This window comes from Halanaerobium polyolivorans, assembly GCF_020711195.1.
Taxonomy (GTDB): domain Bacteria; phylum Bacillota; class Halanaerobiia; order Halanaerobiales; family Halanaerobiaceae; genus Halanaerobium; species Halanaerobium polyolivorans.
The window spans coordinates 154,082-170,088 of record NZ_JAJFAT010000004.1 but is presented as its reverse complement, the minus strand read 5'-3'; the positions used below and the strand labels follow the sequence as shown (position 1 = coordinate 170,088).

Here is a 16,007-nt window from a genome sequence, read left to right as displayed (position 1 = left end):
TGGAGGTGTTTAAATGCTGCAAAAAGTATCTGCTTTTATATTATTGTTGTTGGTCTGGATTATTTTTGCAGGAAGAATAACCATAGATGTTTTAATAGTTGGTAGTGGCGCCTCCTTATTGGTAACACTATTTTTAAGTGATATGCTTTTTAGGGAAGTCAAAAGAGAACTACCCTGGTACCATTATTTACGCAAGTTTTTTCTCTTACTTTTATTTATTCCGATTTTTTTCTATGAAGCAATTTTATCTGCATTAAAGGTTTCAAAACATGTTTTTGAAAAAGAACCAAGTTTTAATCCGGGAATAGTAAAAGTTAAAACAGAACTGACAGATATTACTGGTTTAAGTGTTTTGGCCAATTTAATTACCCTGACCCCAGGAACGCTAACACTTGATTATGATAGAACAGAACAATCATATTATATTCACTGGATAGATGTAGAAACTCTAGAACAGGCGGAAATGAAACAAAAAATCATTGCCCGCTTTGAAAAATGGATTGGAGTGATCTTTAGATGATACTGGGACTGGCAATATTTTTTACCCTGCTTTCGATTATAGTATCTTATCGGGTTATAATCGGACCTACAATTACTGACCGTTTAATTGGAGCAGATACAATAGGTATCTTTATGTCGCTTGTGATGCTGATGATTGCTTTATATTATGACCTTTTTTTGCTGGTTGATATTGTTTTAGCCTATGCAATACTGCTTTTTGTTGATATGTTGATATATGCTAAATACTTTGAACATGGGGAGCTGTATAGATAATGATCCGGTTAATAATTGCATATTTTTTAATGTTTTCAGGAGCAGGATTTGCCTTGATTACTGTAATTGGATTACTGCGCTTCCCAGATGTATATACCAGAATTCACGCTGGAGCTGTGGTATTAACGATTTCGGCTGTGTTGGTTACTTTGGGGACTGCAGTTTATGTTTGGGAGTTCTTTTTAAGTGCCAAAATAATTTTGATTGGAGTATTTTTTCTTTTTTCAAACCCGATGGCAACTCATGCAATAGCAAGGGCATCTTATCACCGAGAAGTTGCATTACCAAAAGAGTATGCAATTGATGCCTATTCTGAATACTTAGGGAGAGATTATGATGACAGCAACAGTAGTTCTTGAAAATTTATTACTTATATTTTTAGTCTTATGTGCTGTGATGTCAGTTAGATTTGAGGAAGAATTGATTTCGATAATATTTTTATCAACATTTTCTATAGTTTTAACAGCACTTTATTTACTGCATAGAGCTGCAGATGTAGCATTAGCAGAAGCGGTAATTGGTGCAGGTTTAAGTACTGCAATTTTTATGAGTGCAATCAGTCAGATCAGACATGGTGATTCCGACTGAAATTCAGCCGGAGGTGATAACTTTGCATAAATATCTAAAAAAAACACTGGTTATTTCTGTTTTTATATTAACAGCAATTGCCTTATATGAAAACTTTTTATTGGTGCCAGAATATACTGGCTTGAGAACTGGAGTTTCTGATTACATTATTAGCTCAGGTTTAAGTGATACAGGTTCACTAAATTTAATTACTGCTGTACTTTATGATTATAGGGCTTTTGATTCTCTTGGTGAAAGTACTGTGATTTTTGGAGCAGTAAGTGGTATTGTTTTAATTTTATCTAGAAAGATGCTGCCGGTTTCTTCAAGGGGGCTTTCCTTTATTGTAAAAAGAACTTTTGGATTGGTGACTCCATTTATTGCCCTTTTTAGCCTTTATGTGATTACCCATGGTCATTTAAGTCCAGGGGGAGGTTTTCAGGGTGGAGTTATTTTAGCTGTTATTTCGATAATTTTCTCTATTGTTTATGGTAGTGCCTTTGATTACAGGCGCTATAGTCCTCAGGTTAAAACTGCCATGGAAACAATGGGAGCTTTTACCTTTCTTGGTTTAGGAGTTGTAGGTATTTTAATGGAGGGCTTTTTCTTAAAGAATTTAGGTTTTTTAACTGCTCGTACAGGCACTTTGATTTCAGCTGGGAGTATACCTTATGTAAACTTTGGGGTTGGAATTAAGGTTGGAGCAGGACTGGCGATAATATTTTATAGTATGATTCAAAAAACTTTTAAGGAGGATTTTTAAATGCGAAATAATTTCATCTTTATAATCCTCTTTATGCTGGGTTTATATGCACTGATAATGAAGACAAATTTAATTAAAAATGTAATTGGTTTAAATATTATGGAGGCTTCAATATTTTTCTGGGTTATTGCTTTTTCTGATGTTGGGGGAGAAGTTGCCATCCATAAAATGGGGGAAGAATTCAGTAAATTTAATGATCCTGTACCACAGGCTTTAACTCTAACCGGAATAGTAATTGGAGCAAGTACTGCAGCACTTTTGCTAACCTTAATTATTGAATTAAATCAGTTTACAGATACTATTGATAGAGATGAGATAGAGGGGTTGAATAATTGATGGAGACGAGAATAATACTGCTGATTATTGTACCCCTCGGAACAGCCTTTATTATTCCTTTTATTGATTTAATTAATGCAAAATTAAGGCGCTTTTTTGTTCTGCTGGGGATTTCAATTCAGATATTTAATTTAACTTCGATTGTTGTTCAATATTTTGATCAGATTAGAGATGGGAGCTTGTTTCTGCAGTACCACCTTGGTGGCTGGCAGCCTCCCTTTGGTATTAATCTGGTAATGGATAATTTAAGTTTTTTGTTTATTGCTATTGTAACTTTGAGTTTGCTATTTATAATAATATATTCTATCGGTTATGTAGGCCATCATGAGGGTAAATTTTATGTACTCTATTTTATAATTATTGCAGCTTCTAATGGAGCTATGTTGACCGGTGATCTCTTTAATATGTATGTATTTATAGAGCTTTTAACTATTGCTTCAGGAGCTTTAATTGCTTTTCAAAGGAGCCATCCTGGCAGTGAGGCTGCAATTAAATATTTGTTTTATAATATTATTGCAGGTTCATTAATCTTTTTTGGGGTTCTGTTAACTTACTTTAATCTCGGCACCCTTACAATGGCAGATGTTGCAAATAATTTTGCTGCTTTAGAAAGTGGTATTCAACTATTTATTACCGCAATATTTTTGACAGCTTTATTGATCAAAATGGGGGTTTTCCCATTTTTGTTCTGGCTGCCTAAAAGTTATGATTCTTCACCAGCACCGGTAACAGCAGTGCTGTCTGGAGTGCTTTCTAAAATTTATCTTTATTTGTTTATCAGACTGATCTGGACAGTAATTGGTTTTGAAACTATTGTGGCTTTGAATTTAAATATCTTATTAATAGATATTGCTTTATTTTCTTCCTTTTTGGGTCATGTTTTTGCTTTACAGGCTAATAATATTAAAAGACTGCTGGGCTATTCCAGCATCGGTCATATTGGAATGATTTTTGCTGTGATAATGCTTAATACGGAGGCAGGCTTTTATGGGGGGATACTCCATATTATTGCCCATATGTTCATGAAAGCAGGACTTTTTGTAGCCTGTGGTTATTTGCTGCAGTATACTGTATCTAATCACTACCGTGATTTTAAAGGGGTGGGTTTACGAGATAAACCGGTTTTTATAGCCTTTATTATTTTACTTTTGAGTATGATCGGAATGCCACCACTTTTAGGCTTTGCAAGTAAGTGGTTTATTTTAATGGCCTTTTTGGAGGCCCAAAGTTATTTTGGTGCTTTTATAGTTATTTTTGGTAGTTTAACTGCAGTTATTTATTATCTGCGTTACATAGCTAAAGGTTTTGAAGAGGTTAGGTTAAGTGAGGATGATCTAAAGATGGAAGTTTTCAATCAGCCCCTACTTTCTGTCTTGTATAGGGAAAAGATTGTTACTTTTATTACCTATGCTTATACAGCAGTAATAATTATTTTTGGTTTTGGTTTTAGGTTTTTAAATATTCCACTCAGAATGTCAATCGAAAGCATTATGAATGTGGAAAGATATATTGAACTTGTGTTGGGAGGTTAAACAGTGGCTTTATTATGGCAGCAATTTTTAGCAAGTTTTAGTTTTGAAAGTTATTTTCCTCTGCTGGCTGAGGTAGGAGTTATTTTAACCCTGATTACAGCTTTGGCAGCCTGGAATTACATAAAAGAATATAAGTTCTGGTATTATATACTGACCCTGATTTACCTGATCAGCACAGTGGTAGTAATTTTAACAACTGACTGGTTCTTTTTTCTCTTTGCCTGGGAAATGGTTACTTTAACCACAACCTTCCTATTGGCATGGAGCAGCTGGAAACTTGTTAAACAGTATTTTGTGATTCAATTTACGGGCAGCAGTATTTTGCTTTTTGCAGCCCTGGCAGCTAATGCACTTGGTTATACTGAAATTGCTGCAATAGATTCTGTACTACTGCAGTTTGTATTGATTATTGGGATGGCCACCAAAAGTGGTATTTTTATCTTTCACTTCTGGTTACCTCCTATTCATTCCGAGGCCCCATCACCTGTGAGTGCAATACTTTCAGGTTGGGTTGTTAAACTTGGTTATATTTTTCTGCTTAAGATTATCCCAATAGAAAGTGGAAATACCATGCTTTATTTATTGGGGATAGCAATGGTTGTTTATGGAGGCTGGCAGGCTGTTCGTTCTGCAGACCTTAAGATTATGCTGGCCTATAGTACGGTAAGTCAACTTGGTTTTATCGCTTTGGCAATCGGTACAGGTGGAGAATTGGCCTTTTTAGGGGCAGTACTTTTTATTATCGCTCATGGTTTTGCTAAAACAACCCTTTTTATTACAAGTGGTATTTTGCAGAGAGAATACGGCAGCAGAGTTGTCTATGATTTTAAAGGAGCTATTTTTAAAAGACCACTTACTTCTCTGGCAGTTATTATTTCTTTTCTTTCTCTAGCTGGTCTTGTTTTTTCAGCCGGTTATAATGCTAAGTATCTGATCAGCTCTGCTCAGCTTCCAGGTCTTTTAACTAAAGTAGTCTTTTTTGGTTTTGCTTTAATCAGTGCTATTTATTCACTAAGAATACTTTACTGGATCTTTATTGTTGATGAAGATTACAGTAATTTTGCAGATAAATTGAAAAAAGCCCTCAACAGTTATCAAATTTATAGTACAGATATTTTAGCTATCTTATTTGGTACCTTAGGTGTTTTAATAGTTGCTTTTTGGCCGGAAATGCCGGGTGATATGCTGGAATATTTAGTTGATTATGATTTTAATATCATAGCTGGAGTTAGGGACAGCATAATATATATTTTGCTTGCAGTTTATTTAATTCATAATAATGCAGGATTTAAGGTTAAAGTCAGAGATCATCTTTCACTGGAAAGATATCTTAGGTCAGCCCTTGATTTTATCTTCAGTATGAGTCGTAAAAATGTTAAATTTGATACCGATAAAATTTTTGAAACTGTTTTTTATAATACTATATTTAATACATCCAAAAAAATCCATGATTTTTTCTATCAGGACTTAACTATACAGCTGCTTTGGATTCCTGTCTTTTTAAGTATTTTACTGCTCTGGCAGCAGATCTACAGTTATTTTTAATCAGCTAATAATTTGACATTAAGGCCATCTATTTGCTATCATATATTTATCTTAATGATAACCATTATTATTGTGAGCAGTAAGAAGTGCTTTTAAAGTATAGAGGAGTGAGACAATGACTAAAGAAAAAATATTAAAAAAAGTAGCAGAAATTGAAAATAGAGTTATTGAAATAAGACATCAAATTCATCAAAATCCTGAGCTATCTTTTGCAGAAAAAGAAACTGCCAAACTTGCTGCAGCTGAGATGAAAAAACTGGGTTTTGAAGTTGAAGAAAATATTTTCGGTACAGGTGTCTGTGCAACTTTTATTAACAGCAATAAAGAGGATGCAAAAACCCTTTTGATCAGGGCTGATATGGATGCTCTGCCTGTAGAAGAAAAAAATGATTTAGAATTTAAATCAAAAAGCAAAGGAGTAATGCATGCCTGTGGTCATGATGGCCATACTGCAATCTTAATCGGAACTGCTATGGTTTTAAAAGAACTGGCAGCAGATTTTGACGGCAACCTTAAATTTCTTTTTCAACCAGGAGAAGAAACAAGTGGTGGAGCTGAGGGGATGATCAAAGCAGGAGTACTGGAAAATCCTCAGGTAGATGCTGCAATGGGACTCCACCTCTGGGGAAGTACTGAAGAAGGTATTGTCGAATACAAAAGTGGAGCTCTGATGGCTTCACCTGACCGTTTTAACCTAAAAATCATCGGTAAAGGAGGTCATGCAGCCAGACCCCATAATACCATTGATCCGATTCCAATTGCTGCCCAGATTATTTCTTCTCTGCAGAATATTGTCAGCAGAAGGATTGATCCTCTGGAGTCAGCAGTTATTTCTGTGGGTATGATAGAGGCTGGAAAAACCCATAATGTTATTCCTGATCAGGTAGAGCTCAAAGCAACTGTTCGTTCTCTAAAAAAAGAGATTAGAGAAAAACTGCCTCAATATATTGAAAGTGTAATTAAAAATACCTGTCAGATTTATGGAGCCGAATATGAACTAGATTATATATTTGGTTATCCAGCGGTAATTAATGATCCTCAAATGAGCGATATTATTAAAACAGCAGCCCAAAAAATTCTTGGCCCAGAAAAGCTAAGAGAAAAGAAAAAAGCCGAGATGGGTGGAGAAGATTTCTCTTATTTTGGGAGAGAAGTACCGGCTGTTTTCTATTATCTCGGTATTGCACCTCAGGGAGAAATTGTGAACCATCATCAGTCAGATTTTAAATTTAATGATTCGGTGTTAAAGACGGGAGTAGCAGTGATGGCCCAGGCAGCACTCGATTATTTTAAGTTTTAAAGTATGAAGAAAAATTGTTTTTAAATTCACAAACTCAAATATATATATCTAAATTTAAATCGGCTCTAATTAGGGCCGATTTTTTATTGCTAGATACTAAAAAGTTTGATATAATCAATTACTAACAAGAATTTAATTATTAGCAGCAGCTCGAGTAGAGAGTATTGAGTAAAAATGGGGGAAAGAAGATGGATTATATTAAAAAGTCTCAAAAGTTGCAAAATGTTTGTTATGACATTCGGGGACCTGTTTTAGAAGAAGCTACCAGATTAGAAGAAGAAGGCTATAATATCTACAAATTAAATATTGGTAATACAGCACCTTTTGGCCTGGATGCACCAGATGAAATTATTCATGATGTAATGTATAATTTAAAAAATGCCCAGGGATACTGTCATGCCCATGGAATTTTTCCGGCTAGGAAGGCAGTAATGCAGTATTATCAGAAAAAAGGTATTTTAGATGTTGAGATGGATGATATCTTTATAGGTAATGGAGTTAGTGAGTTAATAGTTATGGCAATGCAGGGACTTTTAAATGATGGTGATGAGATCTTAGTTCCTACACCTGATTATCCACTCTGGACTGCAGCTGTAAATTTATCAGGTGGAAAGGCAGTTCATTATCTCTGTGATGAAGAAAATAAGTGGTATCCTGACTTAGATGATATTAGAGCTAAGGTTAATGAGAAAACCAAGGGGATAGTAATTATTAACCCTAATAACCCAACTGGTGCAAATTATCCACCAGATATATTACAGGGGATAATTAATATTGCTAAGGAAAATGAGTTAATAATTTATAGTGATGAGATTTATGAAAAGATAATCTATAATGGTACAGAACACACTTCAGTTGCAACTATGACTGATGAAGTTTTGGTTGTGACCTTTAGTGGCCTTTCTAAATCACACCGGGTACCAGGTTTTAGAGCTGGCTGGATGATGTTGAGTGGACAAAAGTATCATGCTAAAAGCTATATTGAGGGTTTAAATATGCTGGCTTCAATGCGGCTCTGCAGTAATGTGCCTTCTCAATATGCCATTCAGACCTCATTAGGTGGTTATCAGAGTATTGAAGATCTGGTCTTACCAGGGGGAAGGTTAAAAGAACAGCGTGATCTTGCTTATGAGCTGATAACAGATATACCTGGAATCAGCTGTGTTAAGCCTGAGGCAGGACTTTATTTGTTCCCCAAAATAGATACAGAAAGATATAATATCAAAAATGATGAAAAGTTTATTTTAGACTTTTTAACCCAGGAAAAAGTATTATTAGTTCAGGGCAGTGGATTTAACTGGCCAAAACCAGATCACTTTAGAATAGTCTTTTTACCAGGTGAAGAGGATTTAAGAATTGCACTTGGTCGTTTGAAAAAGTTTTTGAGCAATTATTCTCAGGCCTAAACTCTTAATTTAGCACTCGGAGAAATTTAGGAATCTGATTTAAAACTTCACACTTAGCTTAAGGATGATCATAAATGCTAAAAAAGCCTCTCACAGCCATTATTTTAATTACTTTAATTCTTTCTGGCTCATATTTTTATCTGGGCCAGGACAGTGCTGAAGAGCTTTATGTAGCTCAGGTTATTGATGGTGATACAATTAGGATAGCTAGTGGAGAGTCAGTTAGATTTATTGGAATTGATACTCCAGAAATCGATTGGGAAAATAATGAGGCTGAATTTTATGGCTGGGAGGCCAGGGATTACCTTCAGCAAAAAATTGCAGAGAAGAATGTTAGACTAGAATATGATCAAGATAGAGAAGATCATTATGGACGGCTTTTAGCTTATGTTTATTTAAATGATAAACATCTTAATCATGATTTATTGGAAAATGGATATGCTACCTTAATGATTGTTGAGCCTAATAATAAATATGAAGCTCAATTTAAAAATGCAGCTGAAGAAGCCAGAAGAGCTAAAAAGGGTCTTTGGAATAAAGTGGAGGAGTTCAGTTCAGAACTGCCCCTGCTTGATTATCAGACAGCTCAGCTATTTATAGGTGACAAAGTTATAGTAGAAGGTGAGATTGTTAATACCGCTAAAACAGAAGCTGTGACTTATTTGAATTTTTCTGATGATTATTTTAATACACTTTCAATAGTGATCTTTAATCATAACTTAAATAAATTTGCCTATGAACCTGATCAGTATTTAAAAAACAAAAGGATAAGAGTTCTGGGAACTATTGAGAGCTACCAATCAGCTCCTCAAATTATTGTTAGTGATCCTCACTATATTATGGTTGAATATTAAATTAAGAAGCCCTCTCAACACTTAATTGTGCTGAAAAGGGCTTTTATTTTTGAAAAATATTCTAATAAAACCTAATTTAAAGTAAATTAAGCTGCAGCTTCATTAATTTTAAACTGATCTTTATAGTGAAGAAAAACAACAAAAGCAACTAAAACTACTCCGATAAGATCTGTAGACCAACCAGGTATTAAAAGACCTAAAGCCCCAAATATTAAAAGTCCTCTTTCAATAAGGGTAGTTTTTCTATTCAAATAACCAAGTACTGCTGCTGAAAGTGCAAATACTCCCAGAATAGAGGTAGCAGTTATTAAAACTACCTGGATAACTGTAGTGTCAATTAACAGCAGTGATGGTGAATAAGCAAAAACAAAAGGCACCACAAAACCAGCTATAGCTAGTTTCACCGCCGTGAGCCCGGTTTTAAGGGGATTTGAGCCTGATATACCAGCCCCGGCATAAGCAGCTAAGGCAGCTGGTGGAGTAAGATCAGCTACAACACCAAAATATAGGACAAATAAATGTGAGGCTAAAATGGGAACTCCTAAGTGAGTTAAAGCTGGAGCAGCCATTGTTGCCAGCACAATATAGGTTGCAGTTGTGGGAAGACCAGTTCCCAAAATAGTGCAGGCAACCATTGTAAAGAATAAAGCTAAAAAGAGATTACCTCTTGCTAGGGCAACAGTTAAACTGGTAAACTTAAGTCCAAGCCCGGTTAAGGTTGTAGAGCCAACGATAAAACCAACTGCCGCACATGCTGCAGCAACACCTAAGGCAGAAATTGCTCCTTCTTTTAGAGTGTCAACTAAATCAATTAAACTCATTCTGGTATCTTCTTTAAGAAAACTTAAAGCAAAAGAAACTAAAATACCTAGATAAGCAGCTCTTAAAGGTGTATAACCTCTAAAGAGATAATAAAAGATTATAATTAAAGGTGCTATCATATGTCCTCTTGTTTTTAAAACGGTCAAAAATTTAGGGATCAGATCTTCACTCATTCCTTCTAAACCCTGTTTTTTTGCTTCAAAGTGTACCATTAAACCAACAGTTATGTAATACAATATAGCTGGTAAAATAGCAGCTCTAGCGATTGTTACATAAGGTACACCAATAAATTCTGCCATTATAAAAGCAGCAGCTCCCATAATTGGCGGCATTATCTGTCCCCCTGTTGAAGCTGCAGCCTCAACAGCAGCGGCAAACTGTGAATTATAACCGACTTTTTTCATTAATGGTATTGTAAATGAACCTGTAGTAACTGTATTAGCAACAGAACTTCCTGAAATAGAGCCCATAAAACCACTCGAAACAACTGCAGCTTTAGCAGGTCCACCAGTTGTCCTACCGGTTAAAGCCATGGCCAGATCAATAAATAAATCTCCCAGACCGGTTCTTTTGGCAAAAGCACCTAAGAGTAAAAAGAGGAAAATATAAGTTGCAGATACACCAAGTGGTATACCAAAAATTCCTTCAGTAGTAAAATACATGTGTTGAGCAATTCTTGTCCAGGAATAACCGCGATGGCCTAACATTCCAGGCATCATAGGACCAAAACGGGCATAAAGCAGAAATAAAACAGAAATAACCGGTAATTCTGGACCAATTACCCTTCTAGTTCCTTCTAAAACAATTATTATGGCCATAACTGCCATTATATTATCTAATTGAGTAAACATACCTGCTCTTCTAACCAGGACCTCATAATTAATAATAATATATGATGATATTGCTATACTTCCTAAAGCAAATAAAAGATCAATTCCCCATATAAATTTATTATCTTCTTTACCTTTTATAGCAGGATATAATAAAAAGATTAAAGTGAATATTAAACCTAGATGAGTAGCTCTTTGTTTAAGAGCTAAAAGCACTCCAAACCCGGCAGTATAAAGGTGAAAAAGAGATGTAAATACAGCAATACTTGTAATTATAATAGCAGCCAGCCCTGTATAGCTGCGGTAATCAGTACTAGGATCATATTTTTTTAGTAATTCATCTTCTTTAAGATGTTCTTTTTTTAATTTTGCTTCTTCAGATTGAGCCATTTTTTAACCTCCTGTGTCAAAAATTTAAAATAGCTTAATTTTTCAGTCCTAAATTCTATTAAGGCATTACTACCTGTCAGTTCATAAAGGGGATATCTATTTTCCTGATAAATTAATTCATGTTGAGAACTATCACTGATTCTTAGCAAAAGCATGTCTATTTTATAATCAATATCTTTTATTATAAATTTATCGTCTTTAAGAATATATTGACCTTCAGTATTGACGGGAAGACCAGCTCCATAAGATTGATATTCAGTTCCAGTCAAAAAAAATTCTCCATCTCTAATCTCAAAAAATTCTTTGACCTCTGTTCTAGCAACAGAATGTAGGTACTTAATAATAAAGCTATTTTCATTTGCAATATTTTTTTCCCAGAGTATATTTTCATCTCTGCTTTCAACAGCCCTTAAGACAGTGACTTTATATTGAAAAGAAAAAAATAGAGCAAAAAAAATAAAGAGAATCAGTAGTATTAAAAATATTTTAAAGTTATTTTTTTTAAGCATAACAAATTAGAGCCGGGTATTTTGCAATACCCGGTCATCCTCCTTTTAAATCTATCTATAATATTTTAGATTATAGTTTACATTACTTCATCAAAGTAAGCTTGAGCACCAGGATGTAATTCTACTGTCATACCACCAAGTGCTGTATCAAGTGTAATATCATTTGCTCTAGAGTGAGCAGCAATTAAACTTTGACGGTTTTCAAAAATAGCCTTAGTCATATTATAAACTGCTTCATCAGATAAAGATTCTTCAGCAACTAAAATTGCCTGTAATGCAACAGTTTGTATATCTCTGTCAACACCAGAATAAGTTCCAGCAGGAACTGTTACTCCGGTTAAGAATGGTAATTCTGCATTGATTTTTTCTACATCAGAATCACTAAATTCTAAGAGCTCAATACCCTGAGTTGCTGCTACATCCATTACAGCTGCAGTAGGAATACCAGCTGTTAAGAATGCTACATCAATTTGTCTATCACTAAGACGTCCAGCAGCTTCTCCAAATGAGAGATAATCTTCAGTAATATCATCATAAGTAATGCCAAATAAATTTAAGATCTGACTTGCATTAGCTTCAGCACCACTACCTGGAGCACCAACCGCTACTCTTTTGCCTTTTAAATCTTCCATAGTTTCGATATTAGCATCAGCACGAACAACGATCTGAATAACTTCAGGATATAAGGCTGTAATACCTCTCATATTAGTAACCTGATTACCTTCAAATTGATTTTCACCAGCTACAGCATAACTAGCTATATCATTTTGGATAATAGCTACTTCGACTTCTTGATTGTAAATTAAACGTGCATTTTCAACCGAAGCACCAGTAGACTGAGCAGAAGCATTCATACCTTCAATATTATTATTGAAAACAGAAGCTATAGCTCCTCCAATTGGATAATAGGTTCCTGCAGTTCCACCAGTAGCAATTGAGAGGAAGGTTCTTCCTTGAGCAGCAGTACTGCCGCTAATTACAATCGCTAAGATCATCAGAAATGTAAAGACAACTAAAAACTTTTTACTTTTTAACATAAATCATATCTACTCCCTTCGAAATTATGATAATTAAAAATAGAGAAAAATTAATGTAAATATCTCCATATGTATTTTATAACATTTTTGTCTAAAAAGCAAGTTTAAGCAGCGCGGATTAGCTCTTAATAGCAGGAGTATAGCAGTATTCATGGATAATTGCTAATTAAATTGATCTGAGTTTTTAAAGTGCTTTAAAAGTATAAACTCAATTGAATTTTTTGCTTTGCTATAATATAATTCACTTAGTTGATGCTTAAAATATTCAAAAATAAAGCAAAGGTTTGGTGAAAAAATGCAGAAAAAATGGCCTGATTTTCGTTTTACAGCCGAAGAAATGGCAGGGGCTGTGGGAGACTTTGGTACTCTTTTCCCCATTATTATTGCTGTAGCAGTAGTAAGTGGGATGGACTTAGGACCAATTCTTTTATTTATGGGTATTGCCTATATTATCACAGGTCTTTATTATAAGCTGCCTATGCCTGTAGAGCCTATGAAGTCAATTGGAGCTGTTGCAATAGCTGGTGGGCTTAGTCAGGCTGAGATAATCAGTTCTGCAATGATGATGGGCCTAATCTTGCTTTTTTTAAGTTATACAAATTGGGTTTCTAGACTGAAATCTGAAATACCGGAATGGTTAGTCAGAGGTATTCAATTGGGATTAAGCTTTATTTTATTGGAACAGGCAATATCATTTATATTAGGGGATATTATTTTGGGTTTAACTGCAACCGCAGTGATTGTGATTTTTATTTTTCTGCCTATAAAAGATATTTCTTCTCTGCTTGTTTTAACTCTTGGTTTAATAATTGGTTTTATTGAATTGGGCTATATTCCTATTCATATTATTGATTTACCTCAATTAAATATTCCCCCAGCAGAAGCATGGCTGCCTGGGCTTTTACGGGGAGTATTTCCTCAGCTGCCACTTACACTAGCAAATGCTGTTTTGGCAACAGCATTGATCATTGATGATCTTTTTGAAAAAAAGGTCCCCGAAGAAAAGCTGCTTAAAACAATGGGTTTTTACTGTCTTTTTTTCAGTCCTTTTGGTGCTTTTCCGATGTGTCATGGCTCGGGTGGATTGGCAGCCCAGTATCGATTTGGAGCAAGAACCGGAGGCTCAAATATAATCTCTGGGATTATTATCCTGCTAATTGGAATATTTTTTGCCTCACCTCAGCTTTTAGAATTTTTTCCTTATGGTGTCTTAGGAGCTCTACTAATTTTTTCTTCTTTACAGATGCTGAAATCAGGTAAAGAGAGCAAAAAGCCACTTTTAAGTCTTGCTACAGCTTTCATCGCATTTCTGGCTGATATAGGTATAGCCTTTGTAGTTATGCTAGTTTTTATTCTTATAAGTAGAGTTTACAAGAATATTTACTAGTGAAAACTTGAACAAAGTCTATTTTTAGTGTATAATTGATTTAAATTAAATATCTGAGCAGCCGGGTTAGCTTTTTAACTGAGCTGTCTGCAAGGATATAATATTTAGTGTGCTTCCTGAATTTAAGGGGTTAAACCTGAGAATAGGGGGAGGGATTTTTTGCTGCCAAATTTTACCCTGCCTATTTTTAGGCAGTTTTTTTGTTTTTAAAATATTTTTCTGAGGTGAGTTGAATGAAAAAAAGAATCGGTGTTGTTGGGATAGTGGTTGAAAGGCGAGAAAAAGTTGGTGACAGAATAAACAGTATTTTAAGTAAACATGTTGAGATAATTATTGCTAGAATGGGTATTCCTTCGGCAGAACATAATTTATCTATGATTTCTTTGATTGTTGAAGGCACACCAGATCAGATTGGTGCCCTTACCGGTCAATTGGGTAATCTTAAAGGTGTAACTTTAAAATCAGCATTAACTTCGGTGGAAATAGAAGAAGGAGGAAATTAAATGAGCAGAGAAATAAATTATTTCCAAGAGGATTTTGGTGAAGACTATAGAACAGAGGTCTGTGATTATATAACTGATAATAAAATAGAGATGATCTTAGATTCTGCCAAAAAGCCAGCTAAAAAAGAGATTGAAAGAATTATAGCTAAGGCTTTAAAACTAAATGGGATTACCCCTCAGGAAGCAGCAGCTTTACTACAGGTAGAAGATGAGGAGATGATCAATAAATTTTTAGCTGCAGCTAAAGAGATCAAAGAAAAAATTTATGGCAAACGCCTTGTTATTTTTGCTCCTTTATATTTTGCCAATCAATGTGTTAATGACTGTCTTTACTGTGGGTTTAGAAAAGGGAATAAGGAACTAGCTCGTAAAAAATTAAGTCAAGCAGAGATTATAAATGAAGTTGAAGCTTTAGAAAGAGAAGGACATAAAAGACTCTTAGTTTTAACCGGTGAAGCACCAAATACAGACTTAGATTATGTGGTTGAAAGCATTAAAACTGCTTATTCTGTTCAAACGGAAAATGGGGGAGAAATAAGAAGAATAAATGCTGAAATTGCTCCTTTGAGCACTGAAGACTTTAAAAAATTAAAAGAGGCAGAGATTGGTACTTATACCTGTTTTCAGGAAACATATAATAGAAAGGCTTATGCTGAGCTTCATCCATCTGGTCCCAAAAGTAATTTTGAGTGGAGGCTTTCTGTTATGGATAGGGCTCAAGAAGCCGGAATTGATGATCTGGGAATAGGAGCCTTATTTGGTCTATATGACTATAAGTTCGATGCAATCGGACTGCTTTTACATGCAGAATATCTTGATCAAAAATATGGAGTTGGACCTCACACTATTTCTGTGCCCCGCTTAAATCCAGCCAGTGGCAGTCCTTTAACTGAAGTGCCTTATCCACTTTCTGATGCTGATTTTCGTAAGCTTGTTGCAGTTTTAAGACTGGCGGTTCCCTATACAGGTATGATCTTAAGCACCAGAGAAAGCACAAAAATGAGAAATGAACTTTTTGCCCACGGTGTCTCTCAAATTAGTGCTGGTTCAAGAACAACTCCAGGCGGATATGAAAAAAAAGCTAAAAACAAAGAAGAACTGGCCCAGTTTTCACTTCATGATCTGCGGCCTATTGATGAAATAATAAGCGGTATTGCCAAAGATGGTTATATACCGAGTTTCTGTACTGCCTGCTATAGATTGGGTAGAACAGGCAAAGACTTCATGGACCTGGCTAAACCTGGTAAGATTCAGGAATTCTGCCGTCCAAACGCAATGCTGACCTTTAAGGAGTATCTTGAGGATTATGGTACAGAAAGCAGTATTGATCACGGTACTCAATGTATTAATAATTTAATGGATAAGCTTGAAAAAGATAATTCTCAACTGGCAGCAAATATTGCTGACAAACTTGAGGCAATCGCAGATGGTGAACATGATCTATATTTATAA

Annotated in this window: 17 protein-coding genes; 14 read left to right on the top strand and 3 right to left on the bottom strand. The window is 35.0% G+C overall.

Annotated features, from left to right (window positions below; translation table 11 throughout):
- Window positions 1-13 precede the first annotated feature (13 nt).
- The 11 genes from LJ207_RS04435 (at window position 14) to LJ207_RS04385 (ending at window position 9,077) form a co-directional block, all read left to right on the top strand.
- Window positions 14-520 (top strand): Na+/H+ antiporter subunit E, encoded by a 507-nt coding sequence (locus LJ207_RS04435; protein ID WP_229344449.1) that lies wholly within the window; start codon window positions 14-16, stop codon window positions 518-520.
- On the top strand, window positions 517-774 hold the full coding sequence (locus LJ207_RS04430; RefSeq protein ID WP_229344448.1) for an MrpF/PhaF family protein: 258 nt from the start codon (window positions 517-519) through the stop codon (window positions 772-774). Before LJ207_RS04435 ends, LJ207_RS04430 begins: the two co-directional genes overlap by 4 nt.
- A complete protein-coding gene (gene mnhG, locus LJ207_RS04425) occupies window positions 774-1,133 on the top strand; it encodes a monovalent cation/H(+) antiporter subunit G (RefSeq protein ID WP_229344446.1) in 360 nt (119 codons plus the stop codon). The genes LJ207_RS04430 and mnhG overlap by 1 nt, the downstream gene beginning before the upstream one ends.
- Window positions 1,111-1,362 carry a Na(+)/H(+) antiporter subunit B gene (locus tag LJ207_RS04420; protein ID WP_229344445.1) on the top strand — a complete coding sequence of 84 codons (252 nt, stop codon included), beginning with the start codon at window positions 1,111-1,113 and terminating at the stop codon, window positions 1,360-1,362. Before mnhG ends, LJ207_RS04420 begins: the two co-directional genes overlap by 23 nt.
- Before the next feature lie 22 nt (window positions 1,363-1,384).
- Window positions 1,385-2,104, top strand: a complete 720-nt coding sequence (gene mbhE / locus LJ207_RS04415) for a hydrogen gas-evolving membrane-bound hydrogenase subunit E (RefSeq protein WP_229344443.1) — start codon at window positions 1,385-1,387, stop codon at window positions 2,102-2,104.
- Window positions 2,105-2,440, top strand: coding sequence for a sodium:proton antiporter (locus LJ207_RS04410; RefSeq protein ID WP_229344442.1), 336 nt, complete (start codon window positions 2,105-2,107; stop codon window positions 2,438-2,440).
- Window positions 2,440-3,972 carry a complex I subunit 5 family protein gene (locus tag LJ207_RS04405; protein WP_229344440.1) on the top strand — a complete coding sequence of 511 codons (1,533 nt, stop codon included), beginning with the start codon at window positions 2,440-2,442 and terminating at the stop codon, window positions 3,970-3,972. Before LJ207_RS04410 ends, LJ207_RS04405 begins: the two co-directional genes overlap by 1 nt.
- A 3-nt stretch (window positions 3,973-3,975) precedes the next feature.
- A complete protein-coding gene (locus LJ207_RS04400) occupies window positions 3,976-5,517 on the top strand; it encodes a complex I subunit 5 family protein (RefSeq protein WP_229344439.1) in 1,542 nt (513 codons plus the stop codon).
- 115 nt (window positions 5,518-5,632) lie between these two features.
- Window positions 5,633-6,817 carry a M20 metallopeptidase family protein gene (locus LJ207_RS04395; RefSeq protein WP_229344438.1) on the top strand — a complete coding sequence of 395 codons (1,185 nt, stop codon included), beginning with the start codon at window positions 5,633-5,635 and terminating at the stop codon, window positions 6,815-6,817.
- 188 nt (window positions 6,818-7,005) lie between these two features.
- Complete coding sequence (locus LJ207_RS04390) at window positions 7,006-8,223, top strand: pyridoxal phosphate-dependent aminotransferase (protein WP_229344436.1); 1,218 nt, start codon at window positions 7,006-7,008, stop codon at window positions 8,221-8,223.
- Window positions 8,224-8,297: 74 nt separating this feature from the next.
- Window positions 8,298-9,077 (top strand): thermonuclease family protein, encoded by a 780-nt coding sequence (locus LJ207_RS04385; protein WP_229344435.1) that lies wholly within the window; start codon window positions 8,298-8,300, stop codon window positions 9,075-9,077.
- 86 nt (window positions 9,078-9,163) lie between these two features.
- Here LJ207_RS04385 and LJ207_RS04380 read toward each other — a convergent pair whose 3' ends face one another.
- The 3 genes from LJ207_RS04380 to LJ207_RS04370 all read right to left on the bottom strand — a co-directional run bounded on the left by LJ207_RS04380 (window position 9,164) and on the right by LJ207_RS04370 (window position 12,665).
- Window positions 9,164-11,119 (bottom strand): TRAP transporter permease, encoded by a 1,956-nt coding sequence (locus tag LJ207_RS04380; protein ID WP_229344433.1) that lies wholly within the window; start codon window positions 11,117-11,119, stop codon window positions 9,164-9,166.
- Window positions 11,092-11,628, bottom strand: coding sequence for a DUF1850 domain-containing protein (locus LJ207_RS04375; RefSeq protein ID WP_229344432.1), 537 nt, complete (start codon window positions 11,626-11,628; stop codon window positions 11,092-11,094). The genes LJ207_RS04380 and LJ207_RS04375 overlap by 28 nt, the downstream gene beginning before the upstream one ends.
- A 77-nt stretch (window positions 11,629-11,705) precedes the next feature.
- Window positions 11,706-12,665 (bottom strand): TAXI family TRAP transporter solute-binding subunit, encoded by a 960-nt coding sequence (locus tag LJ207_RS04370; protein ID WP_229344430.1) that lies wholly within the window; start codon window positions 12,663-12,665, stop codon window positions 11,706-11,708.
- 295 nt (window positions 12,666-12,960) lie between these two features.
- Here LJ207_RS04370 and LJ207_RS04365 point away from each other — a divergent pair, with 295 nt between their 5' ends.
- The 3 genes from LJ207_RS04365 to hydG all read left to right on the top strand — a co-directional run bounded on the left by LJ207_RS04365 (window position 12,961) and on the right by hydG (window position 16,007).
- Complete coding sequence (locus LJ207_RS04365; RefSeq protein ID WP_229344428.1) at window positions 12,961-14,052, top strand: putative sulfate/molybdate transporter; 1,092 nt, start codon at window positions 12,961-12,963, stop codon at window positions 14,050-14,052.
- Window positions 14,053-14,285: 233 nt separating this feature from the next.
- Window positions 14,286-14,555: a TM1266 family iron-only hydrogenase system putative regulator gene (locus tag LJ207_RS04360; RefSeq protein ID WP_229344426.1), complete on the top strand. Its 270-nt coding sequence runs from the start codon at window positions 14,286-14,288 to the stop codon at window positions 14,553-14,555.
- On the top strand, window positions 14,556-16,007 hold the full coding sequence (gene hydG / locus LJ207_RS04355) for a [FeFe] hydrogenase H-cluster radical SAM maturase HydG (RefSeq protein ID WP_229344424.1): 1,452 nt from the start codon (window positions 14,556-14,558) through the stop codon (window positions 16,005-16,007).

Coding starts and splice junctions, on each gene's coding strand:
- LJ207_RS04435 (WP_229344449.1), top strand. CDS start 14: ATGCTGCAAAAAGTATCTGCTTTTATATTATTGTTGTTGGTCTGGATT.
- LJ207_RS04430 (WP_229344448.1), top strand. CDS start 517: ATGATACTGGGACTGGCAATATTTTTTACCCTGCTTTCGATTATAGTA.
- mnhG (WP_229344446.1), top strand. CDS start 774: ATGATCCGGTTAATAATTGCATATTTTTTAATGTTTTCAGGAGCAGGA.
- LJ207_RS04420 (WP_229344445.1), top strand. CDS start 1,111: ATGACAGCAACAGTAGTTCTTGAAAATTTATTACTTATATTTTTAGTC.
- LJ207_RS04410 (WP_229344442.1), top strand. CDS start 2,105: ATGCGAAATAATTTCATCTTTATAATCCTCTTTATGCTGGGTTTATAT.
- LJ207_RS04405 (WP_229344440.1), top strand. CDS start 2,440: ATGGAGACGAGAATAATACTGCTGATTATTGTACCCCTCGGAACAGCC.
- LJ207_RS04395 (WP_229344438.1), top strand. CDS start 5,633: ATGACTAAAGAAAAAATATTAAAAAAAGTAGCAGAAATTGAAAATAGA.
- LJ207_RS04390 (WP_229344436.1), top strand. CDS start 7,006: ATGGATTATATTAAAAAGTCTCAAAAGTTGCAAAATGTTTGTTATGAC.
- LJ207_RS04385 (WP_229344435.1), top strand. CDS start 8,298: ATGCTAAAAAAGCCTCTCACAGCCATTATTTTAATTACTTTAATTCTT.
- LJ207_RS04380 (WP_229344433.1), bottom strand. CDS start 11,119: ATGGCTCAATCTGAAGAAGCAAAATTAAAAAAAGAACATCTTAAAGAA.
- LJ207_RS04375 (WP_229344432.1), bottom strand. CDS start 11,628: ATGCTTAAAAAAAATAACTTTAAAATATTTTTAATACTACTGATTCTC.
- LJ207_RS04370 (WP_229344430.1), bottom strand. CDS start 12,665: ATGTTAAAAAGTAAAAAGTTTTTAGTTGTCTTTACATTTCTGATGATC.
- LJ207_RS04365 (WP_229344428.1), top strand. CDS start 12,961: ATGCAGAAAAAATGGCCTGATTTTCGTTTTACAGCCGAAGAAATGGCA.
- LJ207_RS04360 (WP_229344426.1), top strand. CDS start 14,286: ATGAAAAAAAGAATCGGTGTTGTTGGGATAGTGGTTGAAAGGCGAGAA.
- hydG (WP_229344424.1), top strand. CDS start 14,556: ATGAGCAGAGAAATAAATTATTTCCAAGAGGATTTTGGTGAAGACTAT.